Origin of the sequence: Pseudomonas sp. Pse79, assembly GCF_024519615.1 — a bacterium.
Taxonomy (GTDB): domain Bacteria; phylum Pseudomonadota; class Gammaproteobacteria; order Pseudomonadales; family Pseudomonadaceae; genus Aquipseudomonas; species Aquipseudomonas veronii.
Map to the genome: position 1 here is coordinate 328615 of NZ_JALJRR010000002.1, position 21675 is coordinate 350289.

The 21675-nt window shown below is 61.2% G+C and carries 20 protein-coding genes; 8 read left to right on the top strand and 12 right to left on the bottom strand.

Annotated elements, in window-relative coordinates; genetic code table 11:
* Window positions 1–2: 2 nt before the first annotated feature.
* The 6 genes from NR164_RS04675 to argE all read right to left on the bottom strand — a co-directional run bounded on the left by NR164_RS04675 (window position 3) and on the right by argE (window position 7533).
* The gene (locus NR164_RS04675; RefSeq protein ID WP_079444896.1) at window positions 3–971 is read right to left on the bottom strand and encodes a sulfonate ABC transporter substrate-binding protein; all 969 of its coding nucleotides are present in this window, start codon (window positions 969–971) and stop codon (window positions 3–5) included.
* Between the two features lie 93 nt (window positions 972–1064).
* Entirely contained in the window at window positions 1065–1658 is a 594-nt protein-coding gene (ssuE, locus tag NR164_RS04680) for an NADPH-dependent FMN reductase (protein ID WP_017845090.1), read from the bottom strand.
* Window positions 1659–1977: 319 nt separating this feature from the next.
* A complete protein-coding gene (locus NR164_RS04685) occupies window positions 1978–2616 on the bottom strand; it encodes a peroxiredoxin (protein WP_017845091.1) in 639 nt (212 codons plus the stop codon).
* Between the two features lie 276 nt (window positions 2617–2892).
* Window positions 2893–4218, bottom strand: a complete 1326-nt coding sequence (locus NR164_RS04690; protein ID WP_169884141.1) for an OprD family porin — start codon at window positions 4216–4218, stop codon at window positions 2893–2895.
* 734 nt (window positions 4219–4952) lie between these two features.
* A complete protein-coding gene (gene argA, locus NR164_RS04695) occupies window positions 4953–6251 on the bottom strand; it encodes an amino-acid N-acetyltransferase (protein ID WP_017845093.1) in 1299 nt (432 codons plus the stop codon).
* Window positions 6252–6384: 133 nt separating this feature from the next.
* Window positions 6385–7533 carry an acetylornithine deacetylase gene (gene argE / locus NR164_RS04700; RefSeq protein ID WP_046488840.1) on the bottom strand — a complete coding sequence of 383 codons (1149 nt, stop codon included), beginning with the start codon at window positions 7531–7533 and terminating at the stop codon, window positions 6385–6387.
* A gap of 158 nt (window positions 7534–7691) precedes the next feature.
* Here argE and NR164_RS04705 point away from each other — a divergent pair, with 158 nt between their 5' ends.
* Window positions 7692–9059, top strand: coding sequence for an inorganic triphosphatase (locus tag NR164_RS04705; RefSeq protein WP_017845095.1), 1368 nt, complete (start codon window positions 7692–7694; stop codon window positions 9057–9059).
* Window positions 9060–9131: 72 nt separating this feature from the next.
* On the opposite strand, the gene NR164_RS04710 is transcribed toward NR164_RS04705, so the two are convergent.
* Window positions 9132–9602 (bottom strand): Lrp/AsnC family transcriptional regulator, encoded by a 471-nt coding sequence (locus tag NR164_RS04710; protein WP_256822370.1) that lies wholly within the window; start codon window positions 9600–9602, stop codon window positions 9132–9134.
* Between the two features lie 127 nt (window positions 9603–9729).
* Here NR164_RS04710 and NR164_RS04715 point away from each other — a divergent pair, with 127 nt between their 5' ends.
* The 7 genes from NR164_RS04715 to NR164_RS04745 all read left to right on the top strand — a co-directional run bounded on the left by NR164_RS04715 (window position 9730) and on the right by NR164_RS04745 (window position 15816).
* Window positions 9730–10068: a hypothetical protein gene (locus tag NR164_RS04715; RefSeq protein WP_017845097.1), complete on the top strand. Its 339-nt coding sequence runs from the start codon at window positions 9730–9732 to the stop codon at window positions 10066–10068.
* Window positions 10069–10148: 80 nt separating this feature from the next.
* Entirely contained in the window at window positions 10149–11831 is a 1683-nt protein-coding gene (locus NR164_RS04720; RefSeq protein WP_256822371.1) for a GspE/PulE family protein, read from the top strand.
* 77 nt (window positions 11832–11908) lie between these two features.
* Window positions 11909–12829, top strand: a complete 921-nt coding sequence (locus NR164_RS04725; RefSeq protein ID WP_046381704.1) for an SPFH domain-containing protein — start codon at window positions 11909–11911, stop codon at window positions 12827–12829.
* A gap of 10 nt (window positions 12830–12839) precedes the next feature.
* Complete coding sequence (locus tag NR164_RS04730; RefSeq protein WP_017845100.1) at window positions 12840–13286, top strand: NfeD family protein; 447 nt, start codon at window positions 12840–12842, stop codon at window positions 13284–13286.
* A 69-nt stretch (window positions 13287–13355) separates the two neighbouring features.
* Window positions 13356–13670 carry a DUF2388 domain-containing protein gene (locus NR164_RS04735; RefSeq protein WP_003176799.1) on the top strand — a complete coding sequence of 105 codons (315 nt, stop codon included), beginning with the start codon at window positions 13356–13358 and terminating at the stop codon, window positions 13668–13670.
* 183 nt (window positions 13671–13853) lie between these two features.
* Window positions 13854–14519: an outer membrane protein gene (locus tag NR164_RS04740; RefSeq protein WP_046381703.1), complete on the top strand. Its 666-nt coding sequence runs from the start codon at window positions 13854–13856 to the stop codon at window positions 14517–14519.
* 157 nt (window positions 14520–14676) lie between these two features.
* Window positions 14677–15816 carry a DegT/DnrJ/EryC1/StrS aminotransferase family protein gene (locus NR164_RS04745; RefSeq protein ID WP_017845102.1) on the top strand — a complete coding sequence of 380 codons (1140 nt, stop codon included), beginning with the start codon at window positions 14677–14679 and terminating at the stop codon, window positions 15814–15816.
* A gap of 42 nt (window positions 15817–15858) precedes the next feature.
* Here the strand turns inward: NR164_RS04745 and gcvH are convergent, their stop codons facing one another.
* From gcvH to NR164_RS04770, 5 genes are all read right to left on the bottom strand, one after another.
* Window positions 15859–16242 carry a glycine cleavage system protein GcvH gene (gcvH, locus tag NR164_RS04750; RefSeq protein ID WP_079444900.1) on the bottom strand — a complete coding sequence of 128 codons (384 nt, stop codon included), beginning with the start codon at window positions 16240–16242 and terminating at the stop codon, window positions 15859–15861.
* Between the two features lie 51 nt (window positions 16243–16293).
* On the bottom strand, window positions 16294–17376 hold the full coding sequence (gene gcvT / locus NR164_RS04755) for a glycine cleavage system aminomethyltransferase GcvT (RefSeq protein ID WP_079444901.1): 1083 nt from the start codon (window positions 17374–17376) through the stop codon (window positions 16294–16296).
* A gap of 156 nt (window positions 17377–17532) precedes the next feature.
* A complete protein-coding gene (locus NR164_RS04760; protein ID WP_256822373.1) occupies window positions 17533–19149 on the bottom strand; it encodes an iron ABC transporter permease in 1617 nt (538 codons plus the stop codon).
* 82 nt (window positions 19150–19231) lie between these two features.
* Complete coding sequence (locus NR164_RS04765; protein WP_079444903.1) at window positions 19232–20236, bottom strand: extracellular solute-binding protein; 1005 nt, start codon at window positions 20234–20236, stop codon at window positions 19232–19234.
* Between the two features lie 158 nt (window positions 20237–20394).
* Entirely contained in the window at window positions 20395–21612 is a 1218-nt protein-coding gene (locus NR164_RS04770; protein ID WP_164887041.1) for a 2-octaprenyl-3-methyl-6-methoxy-1,4-benzoquinol hydroxylase, read from the bottom strand.
* Window positions 21613–21675 lie beyond the last annotated feature (63 nt).

Consider the following 21675-nt stretch of genomic DNA (forward strand, 5'->3'; position numbering starts at 1 on the left):
GATTACGGCGCGCTGGCCACGGCGGCAGGTGGCGTCCAGATCACGTCCTTGATGCTCAAGGGTTTGGGGATCAATTTGAGTTGGTAGAAGCTGTCGGCAATCTTCTGCTGCGCGGCGACCACCGCCGGGGTCAGGAACAGCGCGCCATAGCCCTGGCGTTTCACCGAGGTCAGGGTGATGTCCGCCGGCAGGCCGAGCAGCGGCGCGACCTGTTCGGTGACTTGCTGCGGGTTGGCCTTGGACCACTCGCCCACCGCGCGCACTTCTTCCACCAGCGCCTTGATCACTTCGGGGTGTTTTTCGGCGTAGGGCCTGGTGGCCAGGTAGAACTGGTGGTTGTCGGCAATCCCGCTGCCGTCACGCAGGGTGCGGGCTTGCAGTTGTTTCTCGGCGGCGGCCTGGTACGGGTCCCAGATGACCCAGGCGTCTACGCTGCCACGCTCGAACGCGGCACGCGCATCGGCGGGCGGCAGGAACACGGTCTGTACATCGGTGTATTTCAGGCCGGCATCTTCCAGGGCCCGCACCAGCAGGTAGTGAACGTTGGAGCCCTTGTTGAGCACGACTTTCTTGCCCTTGAGCTCGGCCACCGATTTGATCGGCGAGTCTTTCGGCAGCAGGATCGCTTCACTGGTCGGCGCCGGCGGTTCGTAGGCCACGTAGAGCAGATCGGCACCGGCGGCCTGGGCGAATACCGGCGGGGTTTCGCCAGTGACGCCGAAGTCGATCGAGCCGACATTCAGGCCTTCGAGCAATTGCGGGCCGCCCGGGAACTCGGTCCACTGCACCTGCACACCGTCGGCGGCCAGGCGCTTTTCCAGGGTGCCCTTGGCCTTGAGCAGCACCAGGGTGCCGTATTTCTGATAGCCGATCCGCAGGGTTTCGGCAGCGTGGGCTTGAACAATGGCGCCGAAGGACACAGCCGCAGCAAACAGTGCGACCAGACCACGACGCAAGATGACAGTGAGCATGGCGCTCTCTCCAAAAATGCGATTGGGGGGTAGGCTGCACCTGCTTGGCCGTTGGCGGCTGAGTAAGGTGAGTACTTCGTGAATCGGTAAGGCTTAAATGCTCCAGCGAGCACTCAACAAACGTTCATTCAACACATGCGGGTCCAGCGGTTTCGGGCGACGAGCCATGGCGGCGTAGAAAGTTTCCAGAGCCTCGCTCAAGCGTTGTTCGAGGACCGGCACCAGTTGCGCCTGGGCACTGCCTTCGCCGTAAGCGATCTGGCTGTCTTCGGCAAAGATCCCGTGGAGCAATTCCTGGGCTTTGAGCGCCGACAGCACCGGCTTCAATGCGTAGTCCACCGCCAGCATGTGGGCGATGCTGCCGCCGGTGGCGATGGGCAATACCACCTTGTGGGCCAGGGCGCGTTCGGGCAGCAGGTCGAGCACGGTTTTCAGCGCGCCCGAGAACGAGGCCTTGTACACCGGCGTGGCGATCACCAGGCCGTCGGCATTGGCCACTTGTTGCAACAAGTCGATGACTTTGGGGCTGTCGAAGCGCGCATGCAGCAAGTCTTCGGCCGGGAAGTCCCGTATCTGATAACTCACCACTTCCACGCCCTGCTGTTGCAGCCACTGACGGGTTTTATCCAGCAAGACCCCGGAGCGGGAACGCTGGCTGGGACTGCCTCCAAGTGTTACGACCAGCATGTAGGAAATTCCTTTAGCAAGTGTCGGCGGTTCGCTGTGTGGCGATGGCGCCAAGATGGAACAGACCATATCAGCAGATTTATATATCTATAAATCTTATTTTTTCATTTGTTTATTCCATAAAAGAATAAACCATCCATCAATCGCCAGGCGAAAAAAAAGGCCGTCTAAACGGCCTCAAAACCCCTGCCATGTGAGTACACAGCGTCTATCTGTAGGAGCGAGCCTGCTCGCGAAAACCGTCAACGATGACGCAGGCTTTCTGGATGTCCGCAGTAACCGCGCATGCTTCGCGAGCAAGCTCGCTCCTACAGGTAATTCAGCGATTGGGTTGCGGTGTCAGCCGCAGATACGGCTTCACCGCCCGGTACCCTTTGGGAAAGCGTTTCTTGATTTCTTCCTCGTCCTTGAGCGACGGCACGATCACCACTTCATCGCCGTCCTGCCAGTTGGCGGGCGTGGCGACTTTGTAGTTGTCGGTCAGTTGCAACGAGTCGATAACCCGCAGGATTTCGTGGAAGTTGCGCCCGGTGCTGGCTGGGTAGGTGATCGTCAGGCGGATTTTCTTGTGCGGGTCGATGACGAACAAGGAACGCACGGTGAGGGTGTCACTGGCGTTCGGGTGGATCAGGTCGTAGAGGTCCGAGACCTTGCGGTCGGCGTCGGCCAGGATCGGGAAGTTGACGAGCGTGTTCTGGGTTTCGTTGATGTCTTCGATCCACTTGAGGTGCGAGTCCACCGGGTCTACCGACAGGGCGATGGCCTTGACGCCACGCTTGGCGAATTCGTCCTTGAGTTTGGCGGTGAAGCCCAGCTCGGTGGTGCATACCGGCGTGAAGTCCGCCGGGTGGGAAAACAGCACACCCCAGCTGTCGCCCAGCCACTCGTGGAAACGAATCTTGCCGGCGCTGGAATCCTGTTCAAAGTCGGGGGCGATGTCGCCCAGTCTTAGGCTCATGGTGTGGCTCCTGATGAGTGCTTATGGAGCCCACTGTGCATGGATTACGGATTATTTAAAAAGAATAAATATCGATTTATCTAGACGATATAGGAATATTAAAAATGTGTTCACTGGACCTTGGAGCAGGCGAGAGTCAACATTCGTTTCAAGGTTCGAGAAGGCCTTGAGACGCTGTAAAAAAGAGGGGGTCAGGAAGGGCTTGCGGGGGTTGAGCCCGACTTGATTGAACGTGAGAAAAACCTCGCGGTAACGCGAGGTTTTCCTTATCCAGCCTTACAAGAAGCTGTAGGAGTAGCTGAAGATCAGGCGTGTCTGATCCTGGTCCTGGATACCAGTGCCGCTGCCACGGTACGCACCGTGCCGCAGAGTGGTGCCAAAACCTTTGAGCGCGCCGGCCTGAATGGTGTAGTCGATACGCATATCGCGTTCCCACTCGGACTGATCACTGCCACCGCCCACGGCTTTGATGTTGTCGCCGTGCAAGTAAGCAATCGAGGTTCGCAGACCTGGAACACCCAGTGCAGCGAAGTCGTAAGAGTACTGACCGAAGGTGGTGTTTTCACCCGCGCGGACGAAGGAGTTGATCATGCTGTCGGTGAACAGGTAGAAGCTCGACCCGCCGGCACCTTCGTTACGACCATTACCATCCACAACGCTACCCTGGTTCAGCCAGACGAAACCACCGTCATCGTTGACACGCTGGTGACCGAGCATAACGGCGCTGCCACCCAGGGTGTAGGTGAACATGGCGCTCCAGGTCTTGTTATCAACCTCGCCTGCGTTCTTCGCGTAACCACCGTTGTTGTTGAAGCGATAGCCGGCCTGACCGTTCTTGCCATCAGAACTGCTGTCGAAGTAGCGCAGGTCGGTCTTGAAGGACTGACCTTCGCTGATCGGGTATACGTGCAACAGGCCCAGGAAGTGCTGCTTATAGTAGTCTTCGAGGTTTGCGTAGTAGTACTGCAGGGTCAAGTCTTTGGTGACCTTCCAATCAGCGCCACCAAAACGGAACTTATTGCTTTCCTCGGTACCGCCGTTGACGGCCAGGCCGGTGCTGTTGCTTGAAGCACGACCAGTGGCATGTTCGAGTTGACCGGCGTTGAAGGTCACATTGTCGATTTCTTTGGAAGTGACAGTGCCGCCTTCAAAGGTTTGCGGCAACAAACGGCCGTCGCTGGCGATCAGGATTGGAAGGTTCGGCGACAGCGCACCACCCAGGTGTGCTTCAGTCTTGGAGAAGCGGGCCTTGGCGTTAGCACTCGCACTGCTCCAGTTGCTTACGGCAGACCCATCGGAGTCACTTGGAACGAAGGAGTTGTTGTTTGGGTGATGGCCCCGACCACCATCCAGGTGAATACCTACCAATGCCTGGGCGTCGATACCAAAACCAACGACACCTTGAGTGAAGCCGGACTTGTAATCGAACTTCAGGCCGGTGGCTGTTTCGCGTTGATCAGCACCGCCATCACGCTGATCGTTATCGAAATACAAGGTACGCGAGCTGACACTGGCCTTACTGTCTTCAATGAAACCGGCTGCTGCAGCTTGCTGGGCGATTGCCGCCAACGCTATAGCCAACGCCAATGTGGACTTCTTCATGTACCGCTCCTCTCATTTCTAATTTTTGTATTTCTTTGGTCCTGGGTCTAACGCCCGAGATCCACAGATGCGCGATTAGCGCCAGATAGTGACTACCAAGTCAATCGTAACCTTGTGTGTCTACTACCTTCGTCTAATCGCAGTTTGTTTGGTCCCTGCAGGGTAATGAATTTTTCATACACCCAAAAAGAATTATTTCATTCTTTTTCATACGCTTTTGGAATAAGCCTCTGCATGAAACAAGACGCGTCAGCATAGACGAACCTTTGCATAAGCTAATTTCTAAAAGGCATTTCTTGATCGCTTTTTAGATCTTTTTAGCTGAACGCACCGTCATATACGTCACCCAGGATCAAAAAGGCGACGCCATCATGGCCAAACGCCCATCTTCCCGTCAATTTGTTACAGTTTTTGTATCACTAATATTTCATGCCGGCCTGAGAGCCGCCGATCGAGCCGTCTGGCAGCGAAAGCTTCGCGCAATTTATCCCTCTACGCCTTGATCGTATCGGCTCAAAATCAAGAATCCTTAAACTTTAGTAGGGGGCACGGGTGGCACGATGACGCACCCCGGGGTTTGATCGACCACGTCATCGCTACGCCCTTCGCCCGTGGGACGTACCGATTTTCGAAGTGACGAGCTGGTTTGGCGGCGAACGCATCACCTCGGGTTAACGCAACGACCGAGGCCTGCATCGCAGGCAAACCAGCTCAGAGGCTGGGAGGGCGGGGTATTACAGGGCCTTCTCGAAAATCTTCGAGTTACGCTGATAGTTGTACAGCGATGCCCGCGCCGAAGGCAGGCGATCCACGCTGCTGGGCACAAAGCCGCGCTCGCGGAACCAGTGCGCCGTGCGCGTGGTGAGCACGAACAGGGTCTTCAACCCCTGCGCCCGGGCGCGAGCCTCGATGCGCTCGAGCAGTTCATCGCCGCGCCTGCCGTGGCGATACTCCGGGTTGACCGCCAGGCACGCCAGCTCCCCCGCGTCCGAATCGGCGATCTGATACAGCGCCGCGCAGGCGATGATCATGCCTTCGCGTTCGACCACGCTGAACTGCTCGATCTCACGCTCCAGCACTTCCCGCGAACGGCGTACCAGGATGCCCTGCTCTTCCAGCGGGCTGATCAGGTCGAGCAAGCCGCCGACGTCTTCGATCGCCGCCTCGCGCACCAGCTCGAATTGTTCCTGGGCCACCAGCGTACCGCCGCCATCACGGGTGAACAGTTCGGTGAGCAACGCACCGTCTTCGACATAGCTGACGATATGGCTGCGGCCGACCCCGCCCCGGCAAGCTTCGGCAGCCGCATCGAGCAATTCAGCCTGGTAGTTGCTGCCCAGGCGTTGCAGATGCGCCGGCACTTGTTGCGGGCGCAGTTCACGCACCAGGCGGCCATTTTCATCGATCAGGCCAGGATCGGCACCGAACAGCAGCAACTTATCGGCGGCCAGGTCGATGGCGGCGCGGGTGGCGACGTCTTCGCAGGCCAGGTTGAAGATCTCGCCGGTGGGCGAATATCCCAGGGGCGACAGCAGCACGATGGAGCGCTCGTCCAGCAGGCGATTGATGCCTTTGCGGTCGACCCGACGCACTTCGCCGGTGTGGTGGAAGTCCACGCCTTCGAGCACGCCGATCGGGCGCGCCGTCACCAGGTTGCCGCTGGCCACGCGCAAGCGCGAGCCCTGCATCGGCGACGAGGCCATGTCCATCGACAGGCGCGCTTCAATGGCGATGCGCAGATGGCCGACCGCATCGATCACACACTCCAGCGTGGCGGCATCGGTGATGCGCAGGCCGTTGTGGTAAACCGGGTTGAGCCCGCGCGCTTCAAGGCGCGCTTCAATCTGTGGGCGCGAACCGTGGACCAGCACCAGTCGCACTCCCAGGCTGTGGAGCAGCACCAGGTCGTGGACGATATTGCCGAAGTTCGGATGATCCACACCGTCGCCGGGCAGCATGACCACAAAGGTGCAGTCGCGGTGGGCGTTGATGTAGGGCGAAGCGTGACGAAGCCAATTGACGTAGTCGGGCATGGAACCTGGGCCTGTAATAAAAAGCAGCCGAAAAAGGATGAGTCGTGAAAACGCACAGCAGGCTGATGGTTATCGTCGGAACAGGCTTGGCAACACGCTCGCTCTCCTTATGTACGCATGGGCAGGGATTAATTTATGCAGGTGTCAGGCAGTAATGTTCGATCAGTTCCCGCAATAGACGCACTGTAGGCGTCAAGCGTGACATTTCGAGGTACTCGCCCGGCTGGTGGGCGCAGGCAATATCGCCAGGGCCAAGCACCAGGGTTTCACAACCAAGGCGCTGAAGATAAGGCGCTTCGGTGCCGAACGCTACTGCTTCGGCGCGATGACCGGTCAATCGTTCGGCGACCCGCACCAGCTCTGCGTCTTCGGCCTGCTCGAACGGCGGCACTTCGGCGAACAGCGGCGCATAGTCGATCTTCACCTTATGGCGCTCGGCCACTGGTTCGAGTTTCTGCCGGATCGCCGCGCGCAGCACCTGCGGGTCCATGCCGGGCAAGGGCCGCAGGTCGAACTCCAGGGAACACTGGCCGCAGATGCGGTTGGGGTTATCGCCGCCGTGGATGCAACCGAAATTCAGGGTCGGTTGCGGCACGCTGAACTGCGGGTTGCGGTACTCGCGCTGCCAGGCCAGGCGCAGGCCGCGCAGTTCGCCGATGGCATCGTGCATGGCTTCCAGCGCGCTGTGGCCCAGGCGCGGGTCCGACGAATGACCGCTGCGGCCGAGGATGTCGATGCGCTCCATCATCACACCTTTGTGCAGGCGGATCGGCTTGAGGCCCGTCGGCTCGCCGATCACCGCCGCACGCCCCAACGGACGCCCGGCCGCCGCCAATGCACGGGCGCCGGACATCGAGCTTTCTTCATCGCAGGTGGCAAGGATCAGCAACGGCTGCTTGAACGGTTGGTCGAGCAACGGCAACACCGCTTCGATGGCCAGCGCGAAAAAACCCTTCATGTCGCAGCTGCCCAATCCTACCCAGCGACCGTCGACTTCCGTCAGCTTGAGCGGGTCGGTCTTCCACAGCGCGGCGTCATACGGCACGGTATCGCTATGACCGGCCAACACCAGGCCGCCGGGGCCCGTGCCGAAACTGGCGAGCAGGTTGAACTTGCCGGGGCTGACGGGCTGGATGTCGATGGCGAAGCCCAGATCGCCCAGCCAGCCGGCGAGCAGGTCGATCACCGGGCGGTTGCTCTGGTCGAGAGACGCTTGGGTGCAACTGACCGACGGTGTGGCAATCAAGGCGGCGAATTGCTCTTTCATGGACGGTAACGGCATGCGCGGTCTCCCTACTTCCCGGATGAACCTCACTATAGAGGCATCTGCACGACACAATAAACCGTTGCGGCGCGTTGCCGGGCTCAGTCCTGTACACTGCACGACCTTGGCAGCCACTCTTTTTCCCGGCTGCGCTCCCGATCCTGGATTTTCCGGCCATGCAGAAAGAAACCGAAATCAAGCTCCGCGTCAGCCGCGAAACACTCGCCGCGCTGCGTGAGCACCCGCTACTGAAAAAACGCAACAAAAGTGGCTGGGAACGCCGTGAGTTGATGAACCAGTACTTCGACACCCCCGAGCGCGACCTGGCCAAGGCCAAAGTCGCCCTGCGTTTGCGCAAGGACGGTGACGACATTATCCAGACCCTCAAGACCCGTGGCCAAAGCGTCGCCGGCTTGTCGGAACGTAACGAATACAACTGGGAATTGCCCAAAGCCAAGCTCGACGTGAAGAAACTCGACGGCGAATGCTGGCCCGAGGAACTCGCCGAGCTGGACAAAAAGACCCTCAAGCCGATCTTCACCACCGACTTCGTGCGCGAACGCGCCGAAATCGCCTGGGGCCGGGGCAAAGCCAAAGTGGTGATCGAAGCCGCACTGGACCTGGGCCATGTAGTGGCCGGCAAGCAGAAAGAAGAAATCTGCGAACTGGAACTGGAACTGCGCGAAGGCGAACCGGCCGCCCTGCTGGAACTGGCCGCCGAACTGGCCGCCACCCTGGCACTGATGCCATGCGACATCAGCAAGGCCGAACGCGGCTATCGCCTGTATGACGCCAGCAGCTACTCCCTGAGCCTGCCGGCGCCGCAACTGCACGCCGAAATGCCGTTGGACGACGCCTTCGCCGCGATCATGTGGCACCTGCTGGGCAGCAGCCAGCGCCTGGCCGAGCAATACCGTTTCAATGGCCACTGGCGCCTGTTGCAGGACTGGGTCGACAACCTCGGCGAACTGCGCGCCCTGCTCGGCAGCCTCGGCCAGGCCGCGCCGCGTCAATCCACCAGCGAACTGCGCAGCGCACTCGATGCCCTGCTGGAAGACTGGCGCCCGCTGGTCCAGGCCGGTGACGACGATGAAGACATTCGCAAAGCCGCGCCGGAGCAATTCGCCGAAGAATTGACCGACGTGCGCTGGGGCCTGTTCTCGCTGAACACCTCCCGCTGGCTGCTGAACCGCACCTGGACCGCCGACCGCAACGTGCGCGGTAACCGTCAGGGCGCCGCGCAAATCACCAACTGGTTGCCACGCCTGCTGGCCGAAGACGCCGTCGCCCTGCAACTGCCGCGCTATCAGCAGCAACCGGAAGACCTCGCCGAGCAACTGCCGCGCATCGAGCGCATCCAGGCCTGGCTGCACCACGCACGCCAGGTGGTGGACATTGCGGAACTCGACCGCCTGTACGGTGAGCTGAACAAGCTGGCGCAACTGGCCAACCAGCCGATCACCGATGAATCGCTGGATGCGCGCATGCATCAGGCGATCGCGGTGTATCAGAACCGTGCCTGGAAGACCCTGCTGCGTCTGTAATATCGCCATCGGGAGTAAGCCACTTCCCACTCCAATGTGGGAGGGGGCTTGCCCCCGATGAGGCCAGCCCTGTCAGCCCAATACTGGCAGGCTAGTGGTGGACTTGATCTCCGACAACGCCACGATCGAATTGACCTCCTGAATCCCCGGCACCATCGACAACTTCTCGAAGAAAAACCGCTCGTAAGCCTCGATGTCCGACGTGACAATGCGCAGCAGAAAATCCACCGCCCCCATCAACACATAACACTCCAACACTTCCGGAAAACCGCGGATCGCCTCGGTGAACTCGGCGAAGTTGGAACGCCCGTGGGCATTGAGTTTGACCTCGGCAAAAATCTGCGTATTGAGGCCGATCTTCTTGCGGTCCAGCAGCGTGACCTGGCTGCGGATCACGCCCTCGTCCTTCAGCCGTTGGATACGCCGCCAGCATGGCGATTGAGACAGGCCGACCTGCTCGGCGATCTGCGCGCTGGAGAGCGAGGCATCCTCCTGCAGCAGGGCCAGGATACGGCGGTCGTAGACGTCCAGTTCGCTGCGCATAGAAATACCTTTAATACGGGTTGTTTTGAATTGATTTGTGCATTTATCGACGAATCATGCTCATCTTAGATAAGAAATCTCCTTTCGCGAATGTAAGAATTTCTCCAATCGAATCTGGAGAGTCCGCATGCACGCCGTCGAAACCACCTGCCCTGTCACCCGCGTCGATGCGTGGGCCGTCGACAGTGCCCATTGCCAGGCCCATTACCAGATCGTCGCCGAGGCCGAACCCGATGTGCTGTGCCGGGTGCTCAACTATTTCGCGCTGCAGTTCCTGACGCCGCGCCAGGTCAGTGTGAATCGCCAGGACGATGTGCTGACCGTGGATATCGTGATGGATGGCGTGAGCTGGCACCGAGCCCAGGTGATCGGTGAAAAGATTCGAAACCTGATCAGCGTGTGCTCGCTGGAGATGTGGTCGGCTGACTCTGTGCGGCCTCAGGCGCTGGCCGCCGGCGCCCAGTAAAAGCCTGCAATACACGCGCAAGGCAGCGGGTCAGGGGCTGACTAGCCTGGGAATACACCCGGCGCCCCAGGAAAGCCTCAATGTCCGTTGACCAGCGATTGGAATTGCCCCCGTTGTTACCGGCCCTGGTCGAGCAGGGCGTGATCACCCTCGATGTGGCCCGGCGCTTGTCGACGCTGCCGGCCAGCCACACTCAGCATCCCCTGGAATGCATCGCGGCCCAGGGGCCTTGCCTGGAAACCCTGACGCAATGGCTGGCGCGGCACAGCGGGCAGCCTTACCTGCGTATCGACCCGCTGAAGATCGATGTGGCGACGGTGGTGCCACTGATGTCCCACGCCTTCGCCCAGCGCCACGGCATTCTTGCGGTGGCCGTGGATGCACAGAGCGTCACGGTCGCCAGTGCCGAGCCTTACGTCACTGCCTGGGAAGCCGGGCTGGCGCAGGTGCTCAAGCGTTCGATCAAACGCGTGGTCGCCAACCCACAGGCCATCCAGCGCTGCATCGGCGAGTTTTATCGCCTGGCGAAGTCCGTCAGCGGCGCCGATCAAACAGCGCCCGCGCCGGCACATTTCGAGCTGCTCAACCTCGGCGCCGGCGACCAGGCGCCGGACGCCAACGACGCGCATATCGTCAATATCGTCGACTGGCTGTTGCAGTACGCGTTCGGCCAGCGGGCCAGCGATATCCATATCGAGCCGTGTCGCGAGCAGGGCCGCGTGCGTTTTCGCATCGACGGGCTGCTGCATGACGTCTACCAGTTTCCGCCCCAGGTCACGATGGCGGTGGTCAGCCGCCTGAAAAGCCTGGGCCGGATGAACGTGGCGGAAAAACGCAAACCGCAGGACGGGCGGGTCAAGACCAAAAGCCCGGCGGGCGCGGAAGTGGAATTGCGCCTTTCAACCTTGCCCACGGCGTTCGGCGAGAAACTGGTGATGCGGATTTTCGACCCCCAGGTCCTGCTCAAGGACTTCGACCAGCTTGGCCTGTCGGCCCAGGACCAGCAACGCTGGCACAGCCTGACCCGCCAGAGCCACGGCATCATCCTGGTCACCGGCCCTACCGGCTCCGGCAAGACCAGCACCCTCTACACCACCCTCAAGCGCCTGGCGAGCCGCGAGGTCAACCTGTGTACGGTGGAAGACCCGATCGAGATGGTCGAGCCGGCATTCAACCAGATGCAGGTGCAGCACAATATCGACCTGAGCTTCGCCAGCGGCATCCGCGCACTGCTGCGCCAGGACCCGGACATCATCATGATCGGCGAGATCCGCGACCAGGAAACCGCCGAGATGGCGATCCAGGCCGCGCTGACCGGGCATCTGGTGCTGTCGACCCTGCACACCAACGATGCGCCGAGTGCGATCAGCCGATTGCAGGAACTGGGCATTGCTTATTATTTGATCAAGGCCACACTACTGGGAGTGATGGCGCAGCGCTTGGTGCGGCTCTTGTGCCCACGCTGCAAACGCACAACCAGCAGCAACGACACTGAAGCCATCGGGTGCGCGGAGTGCCGTGACAGCGGTTATCGCGGGCGCGCCGGGGTCTACGAAATCATGGTGCTGGACGACGCGCTCAAGTCGCTGATCACCCCCGGCACCGACGTGCAGGCCTTGCGCCGGGCGGCGCTCCAGCAAGGGATGTGCAGCCTGCGAATGGCCGGCATGCACAAGGTCGAAGCCGGGTTGACCAGCCTGGCGGAAATCTTGCGCGCCACGCCTGGGGATTCAGAAACAAATCCGTTGGCTGTCGGGCGGTGAAACCCTTCTTATCGCAGACAACCCCGTTACAATCGGCCGAACGTCGTTTCACTGACATCTTCAGATAGGGAATCGCTATGCAGATCGGAACCGTACTGCTTCTTTTCGTGGGATTGGCCATCGCCATCCTGTTCATGGGCTTCAAAGTGGTGCCCCAGGGCTATCAGTGGACGGTCGAGCGCTTCGGCCGCTACACCAATACGCTCAAGCCCGGCCTCAACATCATCATCCCAGTCATGGACCGCATCGGTCGCAAGATCAACGTGATGGAAAGCGTGCTGGATATCCCGCCCCAGGAAGTGATCACCGCCGACAACGCCACCGTGCAGATCGACGCCGTGTGCTTCTTCCAGGTGGTCAACACCGCCCAGGCCGCCTATGAGGTGAACAACCTCGAACACGCCATCCGCAACCTGTTGCAGACCAATATCCGTACCGTACTCGGTTCCATGGAGCTGGATGCGATGCTCAGCCAACGTGACGGCATCAACGAAAAACTGCTGCGCACCGTCGACGAAGCCACGGCGCCGTGGGGCATCAAGATCACCCGGATCGAGATCAAGGACATCAGCCCACCCGCCGACCTGATGGCCGCCATGTCGGGCCAGATGAAAGCCGAGCGGATCAAGCGCGCACAGATCCTCGAAGCCGAGGGCCTGCGGGCATCGGCGATCCTGACCGCCGAAGGCAAGAAGCAGGCGCAGATCCTCGAAGCCGAAGGCGGACGCCAAGCCGCGTTCCTGGAGTCCGAAGCCCGCGAACGTCAAGCCGAGGCAGAGGCCCGCGCCACCCAGGTAGTGTCCGAAGCGATCGCCACCGGTAACGTGCAGGCCATCAACTACTTCGTCGCCCAGAAATACATCGACGCGCTGGGCAAACTGGCTTCGGCCAACAACAGCAAGGTGATCCTCATGCCGCTGGAAGCCAGCCAGGTGATCGGCGCTGTCGGCGGTATCGGCGAAATCGTCAAAGCGACTTTCGACAACAAGAAAGGCTGAGGCCATCGCCATGTGGGATTTCCTGCAGCATCTTTCGTTTTGGGATTGGCTGGCACTGGGCACGGTGCTGCTGATTCTTGAAGTGTTCGGCGCCGGCGGCTACCTGTTGTGGATGGGGATCGCCGCGGCCGCCGTGGGCGTGATCAAGTTCCTGGTACCGCCGCTCGGGCTGGAATGGCAACTGCTGCTGTTCGCCGTGTTGTCGATATTGACGGCGGTGTACTGGTGGAAACGCCAGCGCAGCAGCGCCAAGGCCAGCGACCAACCGGGGCTCAACGAGCGCGGTTCAGAGTTGATCGGTCACACGTTTGTCGTGCATCAGGCAATTGTGGATGGTCGCGGCAAGATAAAAGTCGGTGATGGCGTGTGGATCGTGACCGGCCCGGACACCCCCGTAGGCGCTCATGTATGCGTGGTTGCACAGGAGGGGACGGTTTTGCAGGTTGAAACTGTTTAGTCAGTGATGGAACTCGATTGGGCTAACTACAATCATAGAGTACAGATAACCCACCCGGAGTCACCCGCCATGCGTCTCAAATATGCTGTCGCCACCCTCGCTGTGCTTTCCCTACCTGTCGGCTCAGCCATGGCCGATAGCTTCTGGCGTAATGTCATCTCATCGGGCGCCACGACCGGCTCGACGTACCTGACCTTCAAGGACCACAAGCTGGTGGTTGCCGCCCAAGACGACGCAGGCAGCTTCGTTGCCAGCGACGGCGGCATCCGCGGCCCGTACCTGGAAGCCGCCATGCAGAAAGTCCGCGCCGATAACCCTGGCCTCCAGGCCACGGACATGGAATTGGCCAACGCCATCCTCGCGAAAAACGCTGTCACCGAGTAATCCTCGCCCCATAAAGAATGCCGCTTCCCAGCGGCATTTTTTTTGATCATTTCCTACAGTCATCGCCCCCGGGCACTACGCGGATAGTCTATTTTTTCCAGCCGCGGGCAGAGAAGTCCTGTCGAGCCCTCAAGAGCCAGGCAACAAGCTAAGGATTCCTTTTCCATCGAGCGAATCCCTTCCATGCAAAAACTCGCCTACGCGCTGCTGTTCTCTGTGTTCTTTACCCCCCATGCCCATGCAGAAAACGGGTACGGATCGTTAAAGCTCAACCACGCCCGTCAGAACCTCTCCAGCGCCCTGCTGACCAGCCCACGCGTCACCGAACGGGTGGAGGCGCCCGACAGCAGCAAGTCAATCGTCGCCTCTTTCGCCGTGGGTTATGCGTTTGCCGATGGCTGGCGCCTGGAAGGGGAATACACCATGCCGAAGCATTCGACCTTCAAATCCTACTGGGCGCCCTTCAATGCCAACGTCAACAGCCAACAGGTCCACAGCCAGCGCTTGATGCTCAATGGCTACAAGGACATCCCACTCAATGATTGGCTGTCGTTTTACGGCATGGCCGGCGTGGGGGTGGCGCGGATCGACGCCGAGGGCTACCAGACCAACGAGACCCGGCGCTTTGCCAGCCACCGCCAGCACAATTTCGCCTACAGCGTCGGCATGGGGCTGGAGGCCAAGGTCAGCGAACAACTCACCCTCGGCGCGGGTTACCGTTACACCGCCATGGGCGATGTGGAAACCGGCTACAACACCTTCGCCAACCGCGTGAACGCACGGGATGAGCAGCTCAAAGGCAAGCTCAAAGAGCAGAATATGTTTCTGGAAGCGCGCGTGTCCTTCTGACTCGCAGCAAAAAATGCCGCGCTCGACGCGGCATTTTTCACCGTTTGGGTGACGTTTCGTTCACAGAAGACAGGCTATATTCAGTCACGCCGTGCAACCATGCCGGTACTGATATGCCTTCTCTCATCGTCTATCTGAAACGGATGCCTTCGTCGTCATGAGCCAACAGCCCTTTCTGCCATTTTCCAAACCTACCATTGATGAAGCCACCATCTCGGCGGTCGGTGATGTACTGCGTTCAGGCTGGATCACCAGCGGGCCGAAAGTGCAGGCGTTCGAAGCGCAACTGTCGGAATACTTTGGCGGGCGACCGGTACGCACCTTCAACTCGGGCACCTGCACCATGGAGATCGCCTTGCGCATCGCCGGTATCGGGCCGGGCGATGAAGTCATCACCACGCCGATCTCCTGGGTTGCCACGGCCAACGTGATTCTGGAAGTCGGCGCTACGCCGGTGTTTGCCGATATCGACCCGGTAACCCGCAATATCGACCTGGCCCAGGTCGAAGCAGCCATCACCCCGCGCACCAAGGCGATCATCCCGGTGTACCTGGCCGGCCTGCCGCTGGATATGCCGATGCTTTACGCACTGGCCAACAAGTACAACCTGCGTATCGTTGAAGATGCCGCCCAGGCCCTGGGTTCGAGCTGGGACGGTGAACGGATCGGCGCCACCGGCGACTTCGTGTCGTTCAGCTTCCAGGCGAACAAGAACATCACCTCTTCCGAGGGCGGCTGCCTGGTGCTGAACAACGCCGACGAAGCACGCCTGGCAGAGAAGTACCGCTTGCAGGGCGTGACCCGCACCGGCTTCGACGGCCTCGACGTGGATGTGCTGGGCGGCAAGTTCAACATGACCGACATCGCCGCCGCCATCGGCCTGGGGCAATTTGCCCATATCCAGGAGATCACCGCCCATCGCCAGAACCTGGCGCGGCACTACTTCAAGTGCTTCGGCAGTGATTTTGAAGAGCAATACGGTGCACAACTGCCACCGGCGGATTTCGAAAACAGCAACTGGCACCTGTTCCAACTGGTCCTGCCGGAGCGCCAGGACGGGCTGCCGGCCCGCGCCACATTCATGGAGCAGATGCAGGCCCACGGCGTCGGTATTGGCTATCACTACCCGCCGATCCACCTGTTGAGCCTGTATCGGGCACGCGGGTTCAAGGAAGGCATGTTCCCTGTAGCAGAACGTGTTGGGCGTTTGATCGTGTCGTTGCCGATGTTCACAGCAATGACAGAGGCAGATGTGGAACGCTCGGTAGCGGCGGTGAAGGCCGTGCTGAAGCGCTGAAAGGCTGTTGCAGGAGCCGGATGACCGGCTCCTGCAGCGGGATCACTCGCCGATGGCGGCTTTGTAGCCGGCAGCATCGAGCAGTTTTTCCAGGTCGGCCGGGTTGCTGGGCTTGAGCTTGAAGATCCAGGCGCCGTAAGGGTCGCTGTTCAACAACTCAGGGCTGCCGCTCAGTTCCTCGTTAACAGCAATCACTTCGCCAGCAACTGGCGAGTAGATATCCGAAGCCGCTTTAACCGACTCCACGACACCCGCCTCTTGCCCCGCCGCAAACGCTTTGCCGATTTCGGCCAACTCAACAAACACCACATCACCCAAGGCTTCCTGGGCATGGTCGGAGATGCCGACGGTCACAGTGCCGTCAGCTTCCAAACGGGCCCATTCGTGACTTTCGGCATAACGCAGGCCGGCAGGGATATCGCTCATAGTCTATGTCCTCAAGAAGAAATGTCAGCGGCCACTGGCCTGCCAGAATAGTTAGATCAAGGTTTTACCATGGCGCACGAAGGTCGGTTTGACCACTCGAACCGGATACCACTTGCCGCGGATCTCCACTTCGGCCCGATCGGCAGTCGCCGTCGGTACACGCGCCAAAGCAATGGATTTACTCAGCGTAGGAGAGAAACTACCACTGGTGATCTCCCCTTCGCCAACATTGGCGATACGAACCACCTGGTGAGCGCGTAAAACCCCACGTTCTTCCAGTACCAAACCGACCAATTTGGTCTGCACTCCGGCCGCCAGTTCGGCTTCCAGCGCGGCGCGGCCGATGAAGCGGCGCGCGGCCGGTTCCCAGGCAATGCTCCAGGCCATGTTGGCCGCCAGGGGCGAAACGTCCTGGTGGATATCCTGGCCATACAGGTTCATGCCGGCTTCCAGGCGCAGGGTGTCGCGGGCGCCGAGGCCGATGGGGGAAATCCCCGCGCCCACTAGGTCGTTGAAAAAACCCGGGGCCTGATCGGCCGGCAGGACAATTTCCAGGCCGTCTTCGCCGGTGTAGCCGGTACGGGCGATAAACCAGTCGCCATCGGCCTGGCCTTCGAAGGGCTTGAGCTGGTGGATCAGGGTGCCACGCGACTGGGTCACCAGTTCGGCGATTTTCTGCCGGGCGTGGGGGCCCTGGATAGCGAGCATGGCCAGTTCGGAGCGCTCGTGCAGTTGCACCGGGTAAGAGCCCAACTGCGCCTGCATCCAGGCCATGTCCTGGTCACGGGTGGCGGCGTTGACCACCAGCCGATAACCGGCTTCGGTACGGTAGACGATCATGTCGTCCACCACCCCGCCGTGCTCGTTGAGCATGGCGCTGTACAACGCACGGCCGCAGCCGTGCAAACGGTCGACGTCATTGGCCAGCAGGTACTGGAGCCATTCCTTGGCCTGGGGGCCGGTGACATCGATCACGGTCATATGAGATACATCGAACACCCCGCAGTCGCGTCGCACCTGATGGTGTTCTTCAACTTGCGAGCCATAGTGCAGAGGCATATCCCAACCGCCAAAATCGACCATTTTCGCGCCGAGGGCGAGATGCAGGTCATACAAAGGCGTGCGCTGTCCCATGGGTTTCTCCTTCCGGGCTTGGCGAAGGTACACAGGGCTGCAGGATGGGCTTAACCCCTTGAATCAAAGGGCCTGCAGCCACATCCGACGAGCCGGTCCGAAACACGGAGCGTACCGAATGCCGCGCATTGTAGCCTCAAGCCGTAGGACTGGCACCTAACCGATTTGCCGAGCGGAACGTCGTATCAGCCCGACCACCGGCAACAGGCCCACCAGCACCAAGGTCAAGGCCGGCAATGACGCCCGCGCCCACTCCCCTTCACTGGTCATCTCAAAGATCCGCACCGCCAGGGTGTCCCAGCCAAACGGGCGCATCAGCAGGGTCGCCGGCATTTCCTTGAGCACATCGACGAACACCAGCAACGCTGCGCTCAGGGTGCCCGGCAGCAACAGCGGAAGATACACTTTGCAAAACAGTCGTGGACCGCTCACCCCAAGACTGCGCGCCGCTTCGGGCAACGATGGACGGATACGCGCCAGGCTGTTTTCCAGCGGCCCGTAAGCCACCGCCAGGAAACGCACCAGATACGCCAGCACCAATGCCGCCAAGCTGCCCAGCAACAAGGGCTTGCCCGCGCCACCGAGCCAGCCCGACAACGGCACCACCAGCTCACGGTCCAGGTAGCTGAACGCCAACATGATCGACACCGCCAGTACCGAGCCCGGCAACGCATACCCGACGCTGGCCAGGCTGATGCCGGAACGAATTGCCCGGGTCGGCGCCAGGCGGTTGGCGAAGGCCAGTATCAGGGCCACGCTGACCGTGACCAGCGCCGCGATACCGCCCAGGTACAGGGTGTGGACGATCAGGCCGGTATAGCGCTCGTCCAGATCGAAACGGCCGCGCTGCCAGAACCAGGCGAGCAGTTGCAGCATCGGAATGACAAAGGCGCAGGCAAACACCAGGCCGCACCAACCACTGGCCGCCGCCGCCTTCCAGCCGCGCAGGTGATACAGCGCCTTGCCGCGCGGCCGCTCATTGCTCGGCCGACTGGCACCGCGGGCACGACGCTCGCCGTAGAGCACCAGCATCACCACCAGCAGCAACAGGCTGGCCAGTTGGGCCGCGCTGGACAGGCTGAAAAAGCCGTACCAGGTCTTGTAGATCGCGGTGGTGAAGGTATCGAAGTTGAACACCGAGACCGCACCGAAATCCGCCAGGGTCTCCATCAGCGCCAGGGCCACGCCGGCGCCAATCGCCGGCCGCGCCATGGGCAGGGCCACGCGCCAGAAGGCTTGCCAAGGCGATTGCCCCAGCACGCGCGCCGCTTCCATCAAGCCCTTGCCCTGGGCCAGGAACGCCGTGCGCGCCAGCAGGTAGACGTAGGGATAGAACACCAGCACCAACACAATGACCACCCCACCGGTGGAACGCACGCGGGGCAGGCGCACGCCGCTGCCGAACGCGTCACGCAGCAGGGTTTGCACCGGCCCCGAGAAGTCCAGCAGGCCGACAAACACAAACGCCAGCACATACGCCGGGATCGCGAACGGCAGCATCAGCGCCCAGTCGAGCCAGCGCCGCCCGGGAAATTTGCAGAGGCTGGTCAGCCACGCCAGGCTCACCCCCAGCAAGGTCACGCCGACGCCGACGCCGAGCACCAGGGTCAGGGTATTGCCCAGCAGGCGCGGCATCTGGGTTTCCCACAGATGGGACCAGATCTGCGCGTCGATGCTTTGCCAGGACAGCAACAGCACGCTCAGCGGCAGCAACACCAGGGCGGCGACGCTGAAGACCGGCAGGTACCAGCGGCGTTGGGCGGGGTGGGCCAAGAGCAAATTCCCTGGGAATGGATGATCTACAGACAGACACAAAACAGTGTGGGAGGGAGCAAGCCCCCTCCCACCTACACATTCAGTTCCAGCCGGCCCGATCCATCAGGCGAATCGCCTCGGCCTGGCGCTTGCCCGCCACTTCCACCGGCAAGGTGTCCGCCACGAACTTGCCCCAACTGGCCACTTCAGCCGACGGTGCCACCACCGGGTTGGCCGGGAATTCCTGATTCACGTCGGCAAAGATCTTCTGCGCCTCAGGCGTGGTCATCCACTCCACCAGCGCCTTGGCTGCTTCCGGGTGCGGCGCGTATTTGGTCAGGCCGATGCCGGACAGGTTCACATGCACGCCACGGTCGCCCTGGTTCGGCCAGAACAGCTTCACCGCCAGGTTCGGCTTCTGCTTGTGCAGGCGGCCGTAGTAGTAAGTGTTGACGATGCCCACGTCGCACTGCCCGGCGTTGATCGCTTCGAGCACGGCGATGTCGTCGGAGAACACATCTGTGGACAGGTTATTGACCCAGCCCTTGACGATTTCTTCGGTCTTGGCCGCGCCATGGGTTTCGATCAGGGTGGCGGTCAGCGACTGGTTGTAGACCTTTTTCGCCGTGCGCAGGCACAGGCGGCCTTCCCATTGTTTGTCGGCCAGGGCTTCGTAGGTGGTCAGCTCGCCTGGCTTCACCCGGTCGGTGGAATAGGCGAGGGTCCGCGCACGCAGGCTCAAACCGGTCCAGGCGTGGGTGGACGAGCGGTATTGCAGCGGAATATTGGCGTCGATCAGCTTGGAGGTGAACGGTTGCAGGATGCCCATCTGCTCGGCCTGCCAGAGGTTGCCGGCGTCGACGGTGAGCAGCAGGTCGGCGGTGGCGTTCTCGCCCTCGGCCTTGATGCGCTGCATCAGCGGGGCTTCCTTGTCGGTGATGAACTTCACCTGCACCCCGGTTTTCTGGGTGTAGGCGTCGAACACCGGCTTGATCAGTTCGTCGATGCGCGAGGAGTAGACCACGACTTCGTCGGCCGCCTGCACGGTGGTGCTGCCGATGAGGGTGAGTGCCAGGGCAGTCAGGAGGCGCTTGGGTGCCGACATGGGTGCGGTCTCTCGTGAACAAAAGAGTACAAATGATAAGGACTCACATTTAGCATCTCAATCACTCACTCGAGTGAGGCGTTACGAGATGTTGCAAAGCCGCGTTCGGCAGTGCGACGTATCGCCTCATCGCGGGCAGGCCCGGGCTGCAGGGTGTGTCAGGGCCTGGCCAGTTCCGGCAGATCCCCGCTCAAGCCAAGGGCCTGGCGCACGAAGATCGCCTTGGCTTCCGGCATCTGGTCGACCACCTTCAAGCCGGCATTGCGCAGCCAACGCAACGGCAGTTGGTCGGCCTGGAACAAGCGCTCAAAGCCTTCCATCGCTGCCATCAGCGCCAGGTTGTGCGGCATGCGTCGACGCTCGTAACGGCTCAGCACTTTCACATCCGCCAGGCGTTCGCCGCGTTCGCTCGCCGATAACAGCACCTCGGCCAGCACCGCCGCATCGAGAAAACCGAGGTTCACCCCCTGCCCCGCCAACGGATGGATCACGTGGGCCGCATCGCCGATCAACGCCAGGCCTTCGGCCACATAACGTTTGGCGTGGCGCTGGCGCAGGGGCACACACACACGCGGGTCGGCGCTGAGCACCGTGCCCAGGCGCCCTTCGAAGGCACGCTCCAGCTCACGGCAGAAGTTTTCCTCATCCAACGCCATCAGGCGCGCGGACTCAGCCGGCGTGGTCGACCAGACGATCGAACACCAGTCCTCCTGCCCATCCCGCACCAGCGGCAAAAACGCCAGCGGGCCAGTGTCGGTAAAGCGTTGCCAGGCGGTGCGCCGGTGCGGTTGGCTGCTGCGCACGCTGGTGACGATAGCGTTGTGCAAGTAATCCCATTCGCGGGTCGCGGTGCCGGTCAGACGGCGCACCGCGGAGTTGGCGCCATCGGCGGCGACCACCAGCGGCGCGCGCAGTGTGCGGCCGTCGGCCAGGGTCAGCAGCCAGTCATCGCCGGAGCGGCGCATCTGTTCCAGGCGCGCATTGGCCAGCAGGCCCAGGTCGCAGTCGTGCAGGCGATCGAGCAAGGCATCCTGGACCACGCGGTTTTCGACGATATGCCCGAGCACTTCGGCATGCACGCTGGCCGCCGAAAAATGGATCTGCCCGGTGCCGCTGCCGTCCCACACCTGCATCTCGCCATACGGGCTGGCGCGCCGTGCGACGATGCCATCCCACACGCCAAGGCGCTCAAGGATGCGCTGGCTGGCGGCCGATAAGGCGCTCACCCGCGGCTCGAAAGCCGCGTCAGGCTCGAACGGCTTGACGCTCAGCGGGCTGCCGTCGAGCAGCAGCACCTGCAGGCCACTGCCCTGCAACGCCAGCGCCAGGGCGCTCCCGACCATTCCGGCCCCGACAATCAGCACATCTGCGCGCATATCCATGCTTTAAGCCTGTCTCGCTGGCGGCTTGCGCCGCACGTAAAGGGTTAATCTCATCCC